Below are 16,558 nucleotides of genomic sequence, written 5' to 3'. Positions count from 1 at the left end.
TCCTGACCGGTCACCACCGGAAGGTCCACTTACCCGTGGGGTGTCTCGCATTCAGGGCCTAGTCGAAGATCGCGCGGGGACGGGCTACTTCGCGGAGCCAGCCTTCGATCTGCTGTTCCCAGTTCGTGGCGGCCAGTTTGGGGTAGTCGACGGCGAAGGCGCCGATGAAGGGGCGGCCTTGGGGGCCGAGGCCGTTGCCTTTGCCGACGCGGACGCGTTTGTGCACGTCGAGGACGACCTGCATGCTGGTGGACTTGGCCAGGAAACTCACGGCCAGTTCGTGGAAGATCTGGGCGAACGCGGGGCTTGGGCCGAACCGGACCTCCTGGTAGAAGGGCAGGTGCTGGTCCAGGCCGGTGATCTTGTTCTTCTCCAGTGCGGCCGCTTTGAACTGGAAGCCGAGGCGGCTCAGGGCGTCGAGGATCCGGTGCTGGGCGGGCAGGGGTTCGATCGCCACCGCGTCGATGTCCTGCGGGTCGACCACCGAACCACCCAGGTCCAGGTTTGTCTGCAGGCCGACCGCCATGCCGGTCAGATGCTTGCCGAGCACGGTCGTGATCGGGGTTTCCCAGGGCAGCTGGACCTCGAAGGGCACTGTGAGCTGCTGACCGGCGCGGACCACGGCGTTGCTGGCCAGGTTGATGTTCTGGAACGGCATGTCCACCAAGGAGACCTCGCCGCGTTCGTCGGTGTGCTCCACGCGTGACAGCAGGGTCACGCCGAGACCGTCCACTTCCTGATCGACCTGGCCGCCGACCAGCATGACCTGGCCGCGCAGCGGGCCACCGGGCCGGACGCTGCGGTCCATCAGCTGCGCGTCGACCTTGGCCCCGCCCTGCCCGAAGCTCGCCAGCACCTTGGAGAACATGCGGGCATCTTGCCAGGGTTACGGCCGGCTTGATGCAGAATTGACCCGTGAGTACCTCCACCCAGACGCTGCCTGACGTCGATACGCGTGATCAGACGACCGACGACACGCCGAAGATGTTCCACTACGTGCAGAAGAACAAGATCGCCGAGAGTGCCGTGATGGGCACCGTGGTGGTCGCGCTGTGCGGCGAGGTGTTCCCGGTGACCCGCTCACCGAAGCCGGGATCGCCGGTCTGCCCCGAGTGCAAGCGCATCTTCGACACGCTCGACCCAGGCAAGGACTGACACAGCACAAAGCCGCCTTCGCCGGCGCGGCGAAGGCGGCTTTGCCGAAGACCTCAGACGCCGGCCGGTACCAGTTCGGGAGCCGGCGCACGACGGGCTGCCCGGCGGGCACGGGTGCGCTCCTTGACCCCTTCCACCATCGTGTAGAGGGTCGGGACCAGCACCAGTGTCAGCAACGTGGAGCTGACCAGGCCACCGATCACGACCAGCGCGAGCGGCTTGCCGATGAACGCGCCCTCGCCTGTCACGCCCAATGCCATCGGCGCCAGCGCGAAGATGGTCGCCGACGCGGTCATCAGGATCGGCCGCAGCCTGCGCCTGCCGCCCTCGACCACCGCGTCCTGCACGCTCATGCCCTGCTTGCGGTACTGGTTGACCAGGTCGATCAGCACGATCGCGTTGGTCACCACGATGCCGACCAGCATCAGCAGGCCGATCATCGCCGGCAGGCCCAGCGGGGTGCCGGTGATCAGCAGCAGGCCGAACGCGCCGGTGGCCGCGAACGGGATGGACACCAGCAGGATCAGCGGCTGCACGAAGCTGCGGAACGTGGCCACCATGATCGAGAACACGATCACGATCGCGGCCAGCAGCGCCAGGCCCAGGTCCCCGAACGCCTCCTGCTGCTCGGCGCTCACGCCACCGATCGTGTACGTGGCCCCGCCTGTCAGCGTCAGGCTCCCCAGCGCGGTGTCCAGTTCCTGGTTGACCGCGCCCAGGTCCTTGCCGACGGGTTTGGCCGTCACGGTCGCACTGCGATCCGAGTCGATCCGGGTGACCAGCACTGACCCGTCCACTGTCCGGATGTCCGCGATCCGCTCCAGCGGGATCACTCCGGCCGGGGTGACCAGCGGCAACGCCCGGATGGCGGCGATGTCGCGGGGCGGTGTGCCGGTGCGCAGCACGATCTCCTGGCGTTTGCCGGCGATGGACACCTCGCCCACCGGGAAGCCGGCGATCGCCTGGCCTGCCAACTGGCTGACGGTCTCCGCGGTCAGGCCCGCCGCTGCGGCGGCCTGCTCGTTGACGTCGATCTGGACGCGGGGTGCGCTGACGGCAAGGTCGCTGGTGACCTCGGTGAGCCCGCCGACGCCGGCGACCTTGTCCCGCACCTGATCCGTGGCTGCCTTCAGCGCGTCCTGGTTGGGCGCCTTGACGATCACGCTGACGTTGGAGCTGCCGAACCCGCTTGCCTCCGCACCGAACTTCACCTCGCCGACGCCTTGCTGCGCGGTGATCTGCGTGCGCAGCCTGTCCTGCACCGCCTTGATGTCCGTGCCCTTGCGCATGGTCACCTGGAAGGTGTTCTGGGCTGAGACCCGGCCGCTGAAGTCGGCTTCCGAGCCGATGGTGACCTGGTAGGACTCGGCTTCGCCGGTAGCGGCCAGGATGCCTTCCACCTTCTTGGCGGCCTCGTCACGTGACTGCAGGCTGCTGCCCGGCGTGAGTTTCTGGGTGATGGCAACGGTGTTGCCGCCCGAGTCGTCGATGAAGTTCGTGTCCAACCTGGACAACAGTGCTAACGTGCCGCCCAGGATTGCCAGCGCCACAAGCAAAGTCGTCAGCCTGCGGGTGGTGGCGAACCGGATCACCGGAACGTACGCGCGCTGCAGCACACTGCGGCGTTCCTTCTGCTCGGCCGCCTCGCGGATCGCGTCGACGTCCTCGCCTTGCTTGGGTGGCTTGAGGAACCAGTACGCCAGCACCGGAACGATCGTCAGCGACACAAGCAAAGAAGCCAGCAACGCCACCGTGATCGTGATGGCGAACGGCGAGAACAACTCGCCCACCAGGCCGCCGACGAACGCGATCGGCAGGAACACCGCGACTGTGGTCAGCGTCGACGCCGTGACCGCGCCGGCCACCTCGCGAACGCCGTCCAGCACCGCGCGTTGTTTGCCCTCGCCGTAGGCCAGGTGCCGTTTTATGTTCTCCAGCACCACAATCGAGTCGTCCACCACCCGGCCGACGGCGATCGTCAACGCGCCCAGGGTGAGCAGGTTCAGCGACAGGTCGCCGCTCCACAACGCCAGCAGCGCGACGAGCACCGACAACGGAATGGACACCGCGGTGACCAGAGTGGACCGCACAGAGAGCAGGAACAGCAGGATCACCACGACCGCGAACAGCAGGCCGAGCAGTCCTTCGGAGGTCAGGCCGCTGATCGCGTCCTCGATGAACGGGCCCTGGTCGAGGATCACCGTCAGCTCGGCACCGGCCCGGCGGCCGAGGTCGCCGAGTTTGTCCCGCACCGCATGGGAAATGCTGACCGCGTTGCCGTCACCGGCCATCATCACCGCGATGCCCAGACTCGGCTTGCCGTTGGTCCGGGTGATCGAGGTGGCACTCGCCGGCTGCGGGTCGATCTTCGCGACATCGCCCAGCCGCACCGGTTTGCCGCTACCCGACAGGTACGTGTCGCGCAGCGCGTCGACCGATTCGAGCTGGCCGCCGACCTGCACGGTCAACGTGCGGTTGGCCTCGGTCAGCGACCCGGCCGGAACGGTCTTGCCCGCTGCCTGCAACGCGCTGATCACCGCGGTGGGCGGAACACCGGCGGCGGCGAGCTGGGGATAGTTCAGCGTGACCGTGACGGTTTGCTTGCCCGCGCCGGTGATCCGGACATCGCGCACACCGGTGATCGACCTGAGCTCCGGCACGACGTCGGCGGCCAGCTTGTCGGCGAGTTGCTGCTGGTCGCCGCTCGTCCCGGCGGCGAGCAGTACCGCTGGGAAGTCGTCGGTGCTGCCCGTTCGGACAGTCGGCCGAACCGACTGCGGCAACTGGGTGCCGAGCTGGTTGACCGCCTGCTGCATCTTGTCCACCGCACGGTCCATGTCCGTGCCGAACCGGAACTGGGTCCGGATCGACGCGATGCCCTCGGCGGAGTCGGAGCTGATCTGCTCAAGTCCCTGCACGCCTTGCAGGGTCTTCTCGATCGGCTCAGTGACCTGTGCGTCGACCACTTCCGGCGACGCGCCCGGATACGGCGCGATGATCACCGCTGTCGGTGGCTGGATCGATGGCAGCAGTTGCTGTTTCAACGAGGGCACGGCGAATATGCCGAACCCCAGGATGGCCAGCGAGATCAGACCGATCAGGCTGCGGTTGGCCAGGCTTAAGCGCGCCAGAAACCACACGTTTGGCTCCCCCTGAGAGAATGGACGAAGCCCGCGCCGCGTGCGGGTTGCCCTCCCACACCGGCGCGGGCTTCGCAAAAGACGCCGCCCGGTGCCCCTGGGGCGACAATGTCAGCCTGACATATCAACGCTCGGCGAGCATGCACCTGCGGGTTGACTTCGGTCGTACCAAGGTATGAGTACGGGTGGTCACACAGGGTGAGAAGGCACGTCCGGTCCGGTTTCCTGGACGGATTCGCCGTGGGCGGGTTTGTCGCGGGCGGGTTTGTCCTGATCTTTGTCGTGATCTTTGTCCTGATCGGCGCGGATGTGCTCGGCGACCCGCTCCATCTCCAGCCGCCGCCAGCGCCGCCGTTGCCTGCGGGTCATCTTGGCGGGCCACATCTCCTGGATCGCGGCGTTGAAGTGAGCGCCGAGGACGATCGCGAACCCGATGAAGAAAGTGAACAGCAGCAAGGCGATCGGCGTGGCGAGCGCGCCGTAGGTGTACCCGGTGGTGGTGACCCAGCCGATGTATAGCCGAAGCAGGCTGCTGGAGAGCATGAAGACCGCGACAGCGAGCACGGCGCCTGGCACTCCGCGGTGCCACGGCAGTTTGCGGGGCAACGCGAGCTTGTACAACGTCGTTACGGCCAGTAGCGCGATAATGCCCAAAGTGGGGTAGTACAACAGGTCGACGTAGAACTCGACCTGCGCGCGCCAGGACGACGGGAAGAAGTTCGGCAGGATGTCCGGGCCGAGCGCCAGCAGCGGCAGCCCGACGATCAGCCCCACCAGGCTGACGATGTACAGCAGCAGCGCGAAGATCCGCTGCCACACCGGGTTGCGCACGCTGTACTGGTCGTGCGCGGAGGTGATCGCGTCGACGAACGACGACATCGCCGAGGAACCGGCCCACAGCGAGAGCAGGAAACCGATCGAGACGACCTCGCCACGCCCGGTCCGCAGGATGTCGTCGACGGTGGGGGTCACGATGTCGCGGACGACGTTGTCGCTGAAGATCGTGTGGGAGAACCCGAGAATCCTGGCCTGGACCTCGTCGAGCAGGTGCTGGCCGAACCAGCCGGAGATGTAGCCGAGGCTGCCCAGCAGGCCCAGCAGCAGCGGCGGCAGCGAGAGCGTCTGCCAGAAGGCCGCTTCGGCCGCCTCTGAGAAGATGCTGCCGTCCCACGCGCGTTTGAGGGTGCGCTTGACCAGTCCACCTGGCCCGCGGCGCGCGGGGGCGCCGGCTGTGGCCTTCTCGGGTGGCGGATGCTGGTCGCTCATAACGCGTCAAGCATGGTCTATCGAAAGTGATTTGGCCGACTCGACCCGCCAGCCGAGGTGACTGTGCGGCGGCCCGGCAGCCCGGAAGGTAGGCTGCGGATGCCCTCAACGAGTCCAGCGGGACACGCCCTGAGGGCATTCGTGTGCGAAAGGAGCCGAAGAGTTTCGTGGTAGCCCCGGACTACGCGCCCCCGGCTCAACCTGCCTCCCCGCCGCCTGCCCAGCGTCCGCTGCGTGCGTGGCAGCGGCGCGCCATCACCAAGTACCTGGCGTCCTCGCCCAAGGACTTCCTGGCGGTGGCCACGCCCGGCGCGGGCAAAACAGTGTTCGGCCTGAGGCTGGCCGCGGAACTGCTCGCCGACCGCACGGTCGAGTCGGTCACCATCGTGACTCCGACCGAGCACCTCAAACACCAGTGGGCGGGCTCGGCCAACAACTTCGGCATCCCGATCGACTCCAACTTCCGCAACACGACGGGTGCGACCTCCCGCGACTACCGCGGCGTGGCCGTGACGTACGCGCAGGTGGCCGCGCACCCGACGCTGCACCGCGTGCGCACGGAGAACCGCAAGACGCTGGTGATCCTCGACGAGATCCACCACGGTGGTGACGCCAAGTCGTGGGGTGACGCGATCCGTGAGGCGTTCGCACCGGCCGTGCGCCGGATCGCGCTGACGGGGACACCGTTCCGTAGCGACGACTCGCCGATCCCGTTCGTCAACTACGAGCCTGACGGCGGTGGCGCGCTGCGCAGCGTCGCCGACCACACGTACGGCTACGCGGACGCGTTGCGTGACGGCGTCGTCCGGCCCGTGATCTTCATGGCCTACTCCGGTGAGGCGTCCTGGCGTACGAACGCGGGGGAGGAGTTCACCGCGCGGCTGGGCGAGCCGCTCACCCAGGAGCAGACCGCCCGCGCCTGGCGGACCGCGCTGGACCCGTCCGGCGAGTGGATGCCGTCTGTGCTCGGCGCGGCCGACATCCGGTTGCGGCAGCTGCGCGCCGGTGGTGTGCCGGACGCCGGTGGCCTTGTGATCGCGTCCGACCAGACCAGTGCCCGTGAGTACGCCAAGATCCTGCACAAGGTCACCGGCGAGGAACCCACCGTGGTGCTCTCCGACGACCCGAAAGCCACGGGCAACATCACCAAGTTCTCCGAGTCCGACGACCGGTGGCTGGTCGCGGTCCGGATGGTGTCCGAAGGCGTGGACGTGCCGCGGCTGGCCGTCGGCGTGTATGCCACCAGCGCGTCGACCCCGCTGTACTTCGCCCAGGCCATCGGCCGGTTCGTGCGCGCCCGGCGTCCCGGGGAGACCGCGAGCGTCTTTCTGCCGAGCGTGCCGGTCCTGCTGGACCTCGCGAGCCAGATGGAGGCGCAGCGCGACCACGTGCTGGGCAAGCCGCACCGGGAGAAGGACGGCTGGGACGACGAGCTGCTCGCGGCGGCCAACCGGACCGAGGACGAACCCGGCGAGGACGAGAAGCCGTTCACGTCCCTGGGCGCGTCGGCCGAGCTGGACCAGGTGATCTACGAGGGCTCGTCGTTCGGCACCGCCACCGCGGTCGGGTCCGAGGAGGAGCAGGAGTACCTCGGCCTGCCCGGCCTGCTGGAGCCCGAGCAGGTCCGGACTTTGTTGCAGCAGCGCCAGGAGGCCCAGCTGGCCTCCCGCAGCCGTAAACGTGCCGAGAAGGCCGACCCGCAGCCGGTCGAGCACCGCCCGCAGTCGGTCCAGGAACGTCTCGGCGGCCTGCGCAAGGAGCTGAACACGCTGGTCGCGATGTTCCACCACCGCACCGGCAAGCCCCACGGCGTCATCCACGGCGACCTGCGCAGGCAGTGCGGCGGCCCGCCCACGGCCATGGCCTCGGTCGAGCAGCTCGAGGAACGAATCGCCACCCTCCGCTCCTGGTAGCCGTTTGTTGTGACCTGACACAACAAACCCCCGCCGAGTTAACAAGCAACTCGCACACGCTCGGATGTGCCCCCAAAGTGGCGTTGGGAGCACTGGATGCTCCCAACGCCACTTTGGGGCACATCCAGGCATGTTGCGCGACGAGGGGGTGCGGCGCGGATTCGTTGTGGGGCCGCGCTCGAAGCCGCCGGGATCCAGCGAAAAGTCCGGCCCGGAACGCCACACGGGGGTGCCCGCAACAAATTCGTGACCTCTGTGGGACATCGATTGACCGAAATGTCGGTATTCATGGAATCGGCCACTTACCCCTGGTGACCGCGTCGTCACTGTTCAAGGGGCTGAAGCCCTTCGGTTACATCGTCGTTGCCAGTTCGTATCCCGCAAAAGCATCTGAATCGAATCAGTGTGCTTCCGGTCACTGGGGTGGCAGGCATATGTTGTGGCGCACAACATTTTCGAGTCCCACTGGAAGGACGACGAATGCGTAGCAAGACCCTTGCCCTCGCCGCCGTGGGTGCGGGTGTCGCCCTCGTGCTCTCGGCTTGCGGGGCCAACCAGGCACCGGCGCCCGGTGGCGGTGGCACCTCCTCGGGCCCCGCTGCCCCCAGCACCGGTGGCGTCAAAGTAGGTGTGATCCTCCCGGAGACCGCCTCGTCCGCCCGGTGGGAGGGCTTCGACAAGCCGATGCTGATCGAGGCCATGAAGGCCCAGGGCCTGGACGCCGACGTGCAGAACGCGCAGGGTGACACCGCCACGTTCACCCGCCTGGCCGACGGCATGATCACCCAGGGCGTCAAGGTCCTGGTCATCGCCTCGATCAACAGCGATCTCGGCAAGACCGTCGCGACCAAGGCCGGCAACGCCGGTATCCCGGTCATCGACTACGACCGCCTCAACCTGGGCGGCAGCTCGAAGTACTACGTCTCGTTCGACAACACGAAGGTCGGCGAGCTGCAGGGCCAGGGCATGGCCGACGCGCTGAAGGGCAAGCAGGGCGCCCAGGTGATCGAGATCGAGGGTGCGCCGACCGACAACAACGCCACCCTGTTCCACGCCGGTCAGCAGAAGGTGCTCAAGCCGCTGTACGAGAACGGCACGCTCAAGCTGGTCAAGTCCCAGCCGATCGACAACTGGGACAACCAGAAGGGCGGCCAGACCTTCGAGCAGATCCTGACCCAGAACGGCGGCAAGGTCGACGGCGTCGTGGCCGCCAACGACGGTCTCGCCGGCGCGGTCATCACGGTGCTCAAGAAGGTCGGCCTGAAGGTCCCGGTCACCGGCCAGGACGCCACCCCGGCCGGTCTGCAGGCCGTGCTGCGCGGCGACCAGTACATGACCGTCTTCAAGCCGATCAAGCAGGAGGCCGAGGCGACCGCCAAGCTGGCCGCCGCGCTGGCCAAGAACGACACGGCCGCCGCCGACGCGATCGCCACCCAGACGGAGAACGACCCGACCGGCAACCGCAAGGTCAAGTCGGTGCTGCTGCAGCCGCAGACGATCACCGCCGACAACGTCAAGCTCGTGATCGACCAGGGTTACGTCAAGGCCGCCGAGGTCTGCACCGGTGATGTCGCGCCGCTGTGCCAGGCCAAGGGCATCTCCTAGTTCCGCACACTCCGGGGCGGGTGCCTGCCCCCGACTGGCACCCGCCCCCGGTTCCCTCACGGAGAACACACAAATGAGTGATCCGATCCTCGAGATCAAGGGTCTCAACAAGAGCTTCGGCCCGGTCCACGTCCTGCACGACGTGGACTTCACTGTGCGCGCGGGCGAGGTCACCGCACTGGTCGGTGACAACGGCGCCGGCAAGTCCACTTTGGTCAAATGCGTCGCCGGGATCTACGGTCACGACTCGGGAACCGTCGTATTCCAGGGCAACGAGGTGCACATCCGCGGTCCGAAGGACGCGGCGCAGCTCGGCATCGAGGTCGTCTACCAGGACCTCGCCCTGGCCGACAACCTCGACATCGTGCAGAACATGTTCCTCGGCCGGGAACGCGGCTCACAGTGGATGCTCGACGAGGCCGCGATGGAGAAGGCGGCCCGCGAGACCCTGGCGTCGCTGTCCGTGCGCACCGTCAAGTCGGTCCGTACCTCGGTCGCCTCGCTGTCCGGTGGCCAGCGGCAGACCGTGGCGATCGCCAAGGCCGTGCTGTGGAACAGCAAGGTCGTGCTGCTCGACGAGCCGACCGCGGCGCTCGGTGTCGCGCAGACCCGCCAAGTCCTCGACCTGGTGCGCAGGCTGGCCGAGCAGGGCCTGGGTGTGGTGCTCATCAGCCACAACATGGCCGACGTCTTCGAGGTCGCCGACCGGATCGCGACGCTCTACCTGGGGCGCATGGTGGCCCAGGTGCCGACCAAGGAAGTGACCAACACCCAGGTGGTCGAGCTGATCACCGCCGGGCGGTCCGGCGAGCTGGGCCTGGCCCGGCCCGACGCGGTGACCATCTGACCCGGCCGACGTGCCATCCGGCTACCTGACATTACGGACTTGGACTGGACCCTCGAATGACTGAAAAGCCTTCCGCCACCGGGACGCACAGCGCGCCGGAGGAGGCCAAGCGCGCGGGTGCGATCTCCGACTTCGGGATCGACACCACGTCGAAGACGACCAGTGAGGCGCTCGGCGACTACTTCGCCAGGGTGCGCGGCGGCGAGCTGGGCTCACTGCCCGCCCTGGCCGGCCTGATCGTGCTGGTGATCTACTTCGCCACGCAGTCGGAATTCTTCCTGTCGCTGACCAACATCGCGAACCTGTTCCAGCAGGGCGCCAGCACCATCATCATCGCGATGGGCCTGGTGTTCGTGCTGCTGCTCGGCGAGATCGACCTCTCCGCGGGCACCGCGTCCGGTGTGTGCGCCGCGATCATGGCATTGCACGTGGTCCGCAACGGCAACCTGCTCGGCGGTATGGGCACCACGGTGTTCTACGTCTTCTGCGCGCTGCTGGTGGTTGCCATCGGGCTGTCGGTGCTGATGCGCATCTGGGCAGGCGCCGCGCTCTCCGCGGTCGCACTGATCATCACGCTGTCCGGTGCCGCCGCGAACGCGTGGCTGGAGATGCTGCTGGCGCTGTGCGTCGGCGCGGCGATCGGTGCCATCACCGGCTTCCTGGTCGCCCGGATCGGCATGCCGTCGTTCGTGGTGACCCTGGCGCTGTTCATCACCTGGCAGGGCGTGATCCTCAAGCTCATCGGCCAGGGCGGCACGCTGCCGATCAGCTCGGAGTCCCCGACGCTCAACGACGTCGCCAACGGCAACCTGACCATCGGCGGCAGCTGGATCTTCTGCGTGATCGTGGCCGGTGGATACGCGGCGGTGACGCTGGGCCGGCACTTCAAGCGCCTCAACGGCGGCCTGGTGACCCAGCCGACGCCGATCGCGCTGGCCAAGGTCGCCGCTGTGACGATGCTCGCCGTGGTCGGCACGTACGTCTTCACGATCAACCGGTCGCAGAGCGCGATCGTGATCGAGGGTGTGCCGTTCGTGGTGCCGATCGTGCTCGGCCTGATGGTCATCGGCCTGTACGTCCTCAACCGCACGCGCTACGGCCGGCACATCTACGCGGTCGGCGGCAACGCCGAAGCCGCCCGTCGTGCCGGTATCAACGTGCCGAAGATCCGGGCAAGCGTGTTCGTGGTCTGCTCCTCGCTGGCCGCCATCGGCGCGATCGTGTACTCGTCCAAGGTCGGTTCGGTCGACCCGCAGGCCGGTGCGCTGAACACGCTGCTGTTCGCGGTCGGTGCCGCGGTCATCGGTGGCACCTCGCTGTTCGGTGGCAAGGGCAAGATCACCGACGCGGTCATCGGCGGTACCGTGATCGCGGTCGTGCAGAACGGGCTCGGCCTGCTCAACTACGGCGCGGCGGAGATCAACATCATCACTGGCATCGTGCTTCTTGTCGCGGCTACGGTCGACGCGCTGTCGCGCCGCCGTGCGGCGGTCGCCACGTCCTGATCGCCGTCGTGACTACTTCGCCGATCGCGGGAGCCCGGCCCGACGAGGTACGCAGGCACAACCGAACCGCACTCTTGCGGCGTCTGCACATCGACGGACCGTGCACCCGCGCGGCGTTGACCACGGAGCTGGGGCTCAACCGCAGCACAATCAAGGCGCTGGTCGACGGCCTGGCCGAAGCCGGTGTCGTGGAGGAACGGGTGCCGCTGCAACGCAGCGGCGCCGGCCGTCCTTCCTTGCTCGTCCTGCCACAGGCCACCGCAGCGGTGGTCCTCGCGATCGACATCCGCGTGGAGGGCGTCGCGATCGCACTGGTCGGACTCGGTGGCCAGATCCTCGGCCGTAACAGCTGGAACCTGTACGGCCGTGCCAGCCAGCCCGATGAGATCGTCACGCACATCGTCGAATCCACCCGCTGGCTCGCCGGCGAACTGTCCGTGCAGACGGCTGCCGTCGGTGTGTCCGTACCGGGTGTGGTGCGCGGCTCCGACGGCCTCGTGCACGAGGCGCCGAACCTGCACTGGACTGATGTCCCGTTAGGTGAGTGGCTTTCCACAGGGCTCGGGATGCCTGTGCGGCTGGGCAACGACGCCGAGCTCGGCGCTTTGGCCGAGCACGTTCGCGGAGCCGCTCGTGGGGCGTCCGACGCGGTCTACGTGTCGGCTGATGTCGGTGTGGGCGGCGGCGTGATCTCCGCTGGGGCGCCCTTGCGAGGAACCAGCGGATACTTCGGCGAGATCGGCCACATGGTGGTCAAGCCCGGTGGCCGGCCCTGCTACTGCGGCAGCCACGGCTGCTGGGAGACCGAGATCGGTGAGGCCGCGCTGTGCCGGGCGCTGGAACTGCCCGAGGGGTCGCCCCGGGGAGCCATCGTGGCGGCTCTCAAGGAGCTCTCAGCCCATTCCTCGCTGGCCCGCGAACAGCTGGCGGAGTTCGTCGACTGGCTGGCGCTCGGCCTGGTCAACATCGTCAACCTGCTGGGACCGGAACTGGTGGTGCTGGGCGACCTGTTCACCTCACTGCCCGCCGCGCTGATCGCGGACGTGGGCCGGGAGGTCCGGACCCGGAGCCTGGTCAGCCGTGCCGTCGGCGGAACCCGGATCGTGCCCTCGGTGCTCGGTGGCGACGCCAAACTGATCGGTGCCGCCGAACTGGCCTTCGAACCGGTCCTGGGCACCATGTGACCCGTCAGTCCACTTTCGGCTGAGTGCGCCGGGCGTAGGCGCGGGCGGCGCGCGCGGTCGCCGCAACGAGTGGAGCACCAGTGACGGCGGCCGTTCCGTAGCAGGTACCGGCTGCAGGGTGCGGAATCGCACGCGATGAGGCGCTCGGCGTCGGGGCTGGTGAGCAAGTCGGCCGTGTTGGCCGCGAGCTGGGCCCACTTCACCGAGGGACGTGACGAACTGGTGGCGGCCTTCACCGCTGCCGGCCTGGTGGACCGCCTCGAACTGGGCTGAGGACAAGCAGAAGGGGCGGAACTCTGAGTCCCGCCCCTTACTACGTCAGTGGCTGCGTAGTGATCTCAGCCCTTCTGCAGCTCTGCCTCCAACTCCTTCAGGCGTGCCTCGTGCTCACGCGCGTGGTGACCGCAGAACAGCAGTTCTCCTCCTGAGGGCAGGATCGCTCGAACCTGCGCGGCAGCCCCGCAGCGGTCGCAGCGATCGGCGGCTGTCAGTTCGGGGCGGGTGAGTGTGGTGTTCATGGTTAAAGCTCCCTCCGTCCCGGCACCGTGGTCGGTGCCCTCGTCAGGCTGCGACCACTTGGCATCCCTGGCATGTTGCCGGTGGGATACCCGATGTTCGCAACCTCTACTCTTGCAGACGTTTCGGGGATCGTCAGTGTTCCCGCGCCCGAGAGAGACAGCCGTAACAATTGGTTCGCCCGGTTGTCGTAGTGACTGTCCCGCTATTCAGGATCTTGTGGTGCCGGTGTCGTGTCGCGTGGTAAAAGCTTGCGCGCACGTGCTAAAGGCGACCTAAGGAGCAGTCTTCACCCAGCTCAGCGTCAACTGACCGGGAGAGGATATGACACCCCGTCACACACGTAAGCGCACGCGTGTGTGGGCGTGCACGGCGGGGCCACAGCGCGTGTGATGAACGTCGCTTTTGGAGCCGGATTTATGCGGCGGGCTCACGATCCGGGAGCGTAAGCCCGCCTGCGCACACGCTCAGTTAACGCCGAGCAGGTCCACCACGAAGATCAAGGTCTCGTTCGGCTTGATCGCCGCGCCGGCACCGCGGGCGCCGTAGCCCAGGTGCGGCGGGATGGTCAGCTTGCGCCGGCCGCCGACCTTCATGCCGGCCACGCCCTGGTCCCAGCCCTGGATGACCCGGCCGCCGCCGAGCGGGAACTGGAAGGTCTCACCACGGTCCCAGGAGGCGTCGAACTGCTTGCCGGTCGAGTGCGACACGCCCACGTAGTGCACGGTCACGACCTGGCCGGCCTGTGCTTCCGGGCCGTCGCCGACCGTGATGTCCTCGATCTCCAGGTCGGCGGGCGGCGCGCTGGTGATCGGGCCGATTTCGGGCTTCGTCGCCACGACGTGTCCTCCAAAAACAAATCAGGGCTTTCTTGAGTACCGATACAACGTACTCATCGGCCCAGCTCAGTGCTGAACAGGATCGCCGAAGGCGGCAAGCCCGGTCCGCCACGCGGCGTCCAGATCGGCGCCGGGCGGGAATCTGCCGTCCAGTTCGAGGATGACCATTCCGTGCGCGAACGCCCAGATCGCCCGGGCCACGTTCTCGTCCCCGCCCGCGGCGCGGACCAGGGGCAGTGCGGCGCGGTCCTCCACTCCGGCGGGCAGCAGGTGGCGGGGGAGCGGCCCGGAGTTCATCAGCCGGTAGATGTGCGGGTGCTCGATCGCGTAGGCCCGGTAGGCCGTTGCGAGTTCGCTCAGTGAGCTGGCGGTGGCCAGTGCGACTGCCACTTCGTCCATGGCGATGGCGATGACCCCGGCCTCGACCGCGAGTTTGTCGGGGAAGTGCTTGTACAGCGAGGGTGCCCGGATGCCCAGCCGGTCGGCGACGGCGCGCATGGTCAGCGACTGCGAGCCGCCTTCCTCGATCAGGGTCCGTGCCGCTTCGATGATCTGCTGGGTTCGTTCAGACACGACGGCTGCCGTCACTTGCTCGCAGGCCATAGCCGAACGCGCGGTCCGACGCGATGTGCAGGAGCCATGCAAGGCCTGCGGTGAACAGCGGCACCCAGTCCAGGTTCGAGAAGCTGTAGCCGACCAGCAGGGTCAATGGGATCCACGGCCGGTGCATGGCGTTGTAGAACGGCACCGCTTTCGGCGACAGCTTGCCGTTGCCACCTTCGCCTGCGCCGATGAACATCGTCAGATCCGGGGCGATCAGCAGAAGCAGCGCGGTCGCCCAGGTGGCGCCGCCGTGCTTGACCACCTCGAAGACGAGGAACGCCAGCAGGAACACGGCGAGGACGCCCCAGGCGACTCGTTGGGCGATCGGGCGGGCCGGCGCGAGAACGAGTGACATGGGGTCTCCCGGATAGAGGCTAACGTTGTTAGCCAACTGTATGGCTAACAACGTTAGCAGTCAAGCCGAAACGAAAGCCCCCAGTCGCGGCTGGGGGCTTTCGTGGTCAAGCGGAGATCACTCCAGGTAGTCGCGGAGCACCTGTGAGCGCGACGGGTGCCGCAGCTTCGACATGGTCTTGGACTCGATCTGGCGGATCCGCTCGCGGGTCACGCCGTAGACCTGACCGATCTCGTCCAGCGTGCGCGGCTGGCCGTCGGTGAGGCCGAAGCGCAGCCGGACCACGCCCGCCTCACGCTCGGACAGCGTGGCGAGCACGGACTGCAGCTGGTCCTGCAGCAGCGTGAACGACACCGCGTCCACCGCGACCACGGCCTCGGAGTCCTCGATGAAGTCACCGAGCTGGCTGTCACCCTCGTCGCCGATGGTCTGGTCGAGCGAGATCGGCTCCCGGGCGTACTGCTGGATCTCCAGCACCTTCTCCGGGGTGATGTCCATTTCCTTGGCCAGCTCCTCCGGCGTCGGCTCACGGCCGAGGTCCTGGAGCAGCTCGCGCTGGATGCGGCCGAGCTTGTTGATCACTTCGACCATGTGCACCGGGATACGGATGGTGCGGGCCTGGTCGGCCATGGCCCGGGTGATGGCCTGGCGGATCCACCACGTGGCGTACGTGGAGAACTTGTAGCCCTTGGTGTAGTCGAACTTCTCGACCGCGCGGATGAGGCCCAGGTTGCCCTCCTGGATCAGGTCCAGGAACGCCATGCCGCGGCCGGTGTAGCGCTTGGCCAGCGAGACCACCAGCCGGAGGTTCGCCTCGAGCAGGTGGTTCTTGGCGCGCTCGCCGTCGCGGACGATCCAGCGAAGGTCGCGGCGCATCTGCGGGGTGAGCTTCTCGCTCTCCTCCTCGGCCTTGCGCACCCGCTCGGCCGCGTAGAGGCCGGCTTCGATCCGCTTGGCGAGCTCGACCTCCTCCTCGGCGTTGAGCAGGGCGACCTTGCCGATCTGCTTGAGGTAGGCACGCACCGAGTCGGCCGAGGCGGTGAGCTCGGCGTCCTTGCGGGCCTGGCGCAGGGCCTCGGACTCCTCCTCGTCCCAGACGAAGTCGCCGCTGCCCTCCTTGGCGTCCTTGGGAAGCTCTTTCTCTTCCTCTTCGGGCTCCTCGACCACCGGCTCGTCGACCAGTTCGGCGTCGTCGGCCTCAAGGTCCTCAAGATCTTCGAGCTGGACGTCCTCAAGATCGCCGGGCTCGTCGGGATCGCCCTCGCCGGGCTTCTTGGCGGTGGCCGGGCCCGCCTTGGGCGCGCCGGCCGGCCCCTTGGCCGCGGTCTTCTTGGCAGCGCGAGGCTTGGCTGCGGCCGGCTTGCGGGCCGGTGACGCCTTCGCCTTTCCCGCCGTCGCGGGATCCTCGGCGTCGGTCTTGCCCGCGACCGAAGTGGTCTTGGTCGGCTTCGCCGCGCTCGCGGTGCTCGGGGAGCGTCGGGTTGCGGTCTCTGCGGCTGCCACGTACGCCCTTTCGAAACGGTAGACAACGGCAACACGGCGGGGGTCGAGTTGCCGGGAGTTCGGGGAGAGCCTCCGGGCTTCGCCGAAGGCACTGTTCCATTGTAACGACGCCCGGCGAGTGCGGTGA

Annotated in this window: 15 protein-coding genes and 1 pseudogene; 7 read left to right on the top strand and 9 right to left on the bottom strand. The window is 67.6% G+C overall.

The window, feature by feature from the left end:
* Positions 1-58: 58 nt before the first annotated feature.
* Complete coding sequence (locus JOF56_RS55645; RefSeq protein WP_209647580.1) at positions 59-868, bottom strand: sporulation protein; 810 nt, start codon at positions 866-868, stop codon at positions 59-61.
* 47 nt (positions 869-915) lie between these two features.
* Between JOF56_RS55645 and JOF56_RS55640 the strand changes: the two genes are divergently transcribed.
* Positions 916-1,155, top strand: a complete 240-nt coding sequence (locus JOF56_RS55640) for a DUF3039 domain-containing protein (protein WP_209647579.1) — start codon at positions 916-918, stop codon at positions 1,153-1,155.
* Between the two features lie 53 nt (positions 1,156-1,208).
* On the opposite strand, the gene JOF56_RS55635 is transcribed toward JOF56_RS55640, so the two are convergent.
* Together JOF56_RS55635 and JOF56_RS55630 are read right to left on the bottom strand one after the other, a co-directional pair.
* A complete protein-coding gene (locus tag JOF56_RS55635; protein WP_209647578.1) occupies positions 1,209-4,295 on the bottom strand; it encodes an efflux RND transporter permease subunit in 3,087 nt (1,028 codons plus the stop codon).
* Between the two features lie 189 nt (positions 4,296-4,484).
* Positions 4,485-5,561, bottom strand: a complete 1,077-nt coding sequence (locus tag JOF56_RS55630) for a YihY/virulence factor BrkB family protein (protein ID WP_209647577.1) — start codon at positions 5,559-5,561, stop codon at positions 4,485-4,487.
* Between the two features lie 167 nt (positions 5,562-5,728).
* On the opposite strand from JOF56_RS55630, the gene JOF56_RS55625 reads away from it, so the two are divergent.
* From JOF56_RS55625 to JOF56_RS55605, 5 genes are all read left to right on the top strand, one after another.
* The gene (locus tag JOF56_RS55625; protein ID WP_209647576.1) at positions 5,729-7,474 is read left to right on the top strand and encodes a DEAD/DEAH box helicase; all 1,746 of its coding nucleotides are present in this window, start codon (positions 5,729-5,731) and stop codon (positions 7,472-7,474) included.
* A gap of 480 nt (positions 7,475-7,954) precedes the next feature.
* On the top strand, positions 7,955-9,079 hold the full coding sequence (locus JOF56_RS55620; RefSeq protein ID WP_209647575.1) for a sugar ABC transporter substrate-binding protein: 1,125 nt from the start codon (positions 7,955-7,957) through the stop codon (positions 9,077-9,079).
* 73 nt (positions 9,080-9,152) lie between these two features.
* Positions 9,153-9,926: an ATP-binding cassette domain-containing protein gene (locus JOF56_RS55615; protein WP_209647574.1), complete on the top strand. Its 774-nt coding sequence runs from the start codon at positions 9,153-9,155 to the stop codon at positions 9,924-9,926.
* 56 nt (positions 9,927-9,982) lie between these two features.
* Complete coding sequence (locus JOF56_RS55610; protein ID WP_209647573.1) at positions 9,983-11,431, top strand: sugar ABC transporter permease; 1,449 nt, start codon at positions 9,983-9,985, stop codon at positions 11,429-11,431.
* Positions 11,432-11,439: 8 nt separating this feature from the next.
* Positions 11,440-12,615 (top strand): ROK family transcriptional regulator, encoded by a 1,176-nt coding sequence (locus JOF56_RS55605; protein ID WP_307855731.1) that lies wholly within the window; start codon positions 11,440-11,442, stop codon positions 12,613-12,615.
* A 4-nt stretch (positions 12,616-12,619) separates the two neighbouring features.
* Here the strand turns inward: JOF56_RS55605 and JOF56_RS55600 are convergent.
* Positions 12,620-12,809 (bottom strand): annotated as a pseudogene (locus JOF56_RS55600) (CGNR zinc finger domain-containing protein); the annotation flags it as partial.
* Between JOF56_RS55600 and JOF56_RS59310 the strand changes: the two are divergent.
* Entirely contained in the window at positions 12,751-12,888 is a 138-nt protein-coding gene (locus tag JOF56_RS59310; protein ID WP_245381313.1) for a hypothetical protein, read from the top strand. The pseudogene JOF56_RS55600 and the gene JOF56_RS59310 overlap by 59 nt on opposite strands.
* 65 nt (positions 12,889-12,953) lie before the next feature.
* On the opposite strand, the gene JOF56_RS55595 is transcribed toward JOF56_RS59310, so the two are convergent.
* From JOF56_RS55595 to JOF56_RS55575, 5 genes are all read right to left on the bottom strand, one after another.
* A complete protein-coding gene (locus JOF56_RS55595) occupies positions 12,954-13,133 on the bottom strand; it encodes a DUF7455 domain-containing protein (protein ID WP_033391384.1) in 180 nt (59 codons plus the stop codon).
* Positions 13,134-13,598: 465 nt separating this feature from the next.
* Positions 13,599-13,970: an FKBP-type peptidyl-prolyl cis-trans isomerase gene (locus JOF56_RS55590; RefSeq protein WP_307855730.1), complete on the bottom strand. Its 372-nt coding sequence runs from the start codon at positions 13,968-13,970 to the stop codon at positions 13,599-13,601.
* Between the two features lie 66 nt (positions 13,971-14,036).
* Positions 14,037-14,543: a TetR/AcrR family transcriptional regulator gene (locus JOF56_RS55585; RefSeq protein WP_307855729.1), complete on the bottom strand. Its 507-nt coding sequence runs from the start codon at positions 14,541-14,543 to the stop codon at positions 14,037-14,039.
* Positions 14,536-14,928, bottom strand: a complete 393-nt coding sequence (locus tag JOF56_RS55580) for a DUF4260 family protein (protein ID WP_209647571.1) — start codon at positions 14,926-14,928, stop codon at positions 14,536-14,538. Before JOF56_RS55580 ends, JOF56_RS55585 begins: the two co-directional genes overlap by 8 nt.
* Positions 14,929-15,045: 117 nt before the next feature.
* Positions 15,046-16,431 carry an RNA polymerase sigma factor gene (locus JOF56_RS55575; protein WP_209647570.1) on the bottom strand — a complete coding sequence of 462 codons (1,386 nt, stop codon included), beginning with the start codon at positions 16,429-16,431 and terminating at the stop codon, positions 15,046-15,048.
* Between the last annotated feature and the right edge of the window lie 127 nt (positions 16,432-16,558).

The sequence above is a fragment of the Kibdelosporangium banguiense genome (assembly GCF_017876405.1).
Classification (GTDB): domain Bacteria; phylum Actinomycetota; class Actinomycetes; order Mycobacteriales; family Pseudonocardiaceae; genus Kibdelosporangium; species Kibdelosporangium banguiense.
This window is presented reverse-complemented; position numbering and strand designations above follow the sequence as displayed.

Excerpts from the sequence above, each read along its gene's own strand:
- JOF56_RS55645 (WP_209647580.1), bottom strand. The coding sequence starts at position 868 with ATGTTCTCCAAGGTGCTGGCGAGCTTCGGGCAGGGCGGGGCCAAGGTC.
- JOF56_RS55630 (WP_209647577.1), bottom strand. The coding sequence starts at position 5,561 with ATGAGCGACCAGCATCCGCCACCCGAGAAGGCCACAGCCGGCGCCCCC.
- JOF56_RS55620 (WP_209647575.1), top strand. The coding sequence starts at position 7,955 with ATGCGTAGCAAGACCCTTGCCCTCGCCGCCGTGGGTGCGGGTGTCGCC.
- JOF56_RS55615 (WP_209647574.1), top strand. The coding sequence starts at position 9,153 with ATGAGTGATCCGATCCTCGAGATCAAGGGTCTCAACAAGAGCTTCGGC.
- JOF56_RS55610 (WP_209647573.1), top strand. The coding sequence starts at position 9,983 with ATGACTGAAAAGCCTTCCGCCACCGGGACGCACAGCGCGCCGGAGGAG.
- JOF56_RS59310 (WP_245381313.1), top strand. The coding sequence starts at position 12,751 with ATGAGGCGCTCGGCGTCGGGGCTGGTGAGCAAGTCGGCCGTGTTGGCC.
- JOF56_RS55595 (WP_033391384.1), bottom strand. The coding sequence starts at position 13,133 with ATGAACACCACACTCACCCGCCCCGAACTGACAGCCGCCGATCGCTGC.
- JOF56_RS55580 (WP_209647571.1), bottom strand. The coding sequence starts at position 14,928 with ATGTCACTCGTTCTCGCGCCGGCCCGCCCGATCGCCCAACGAGTCGCC.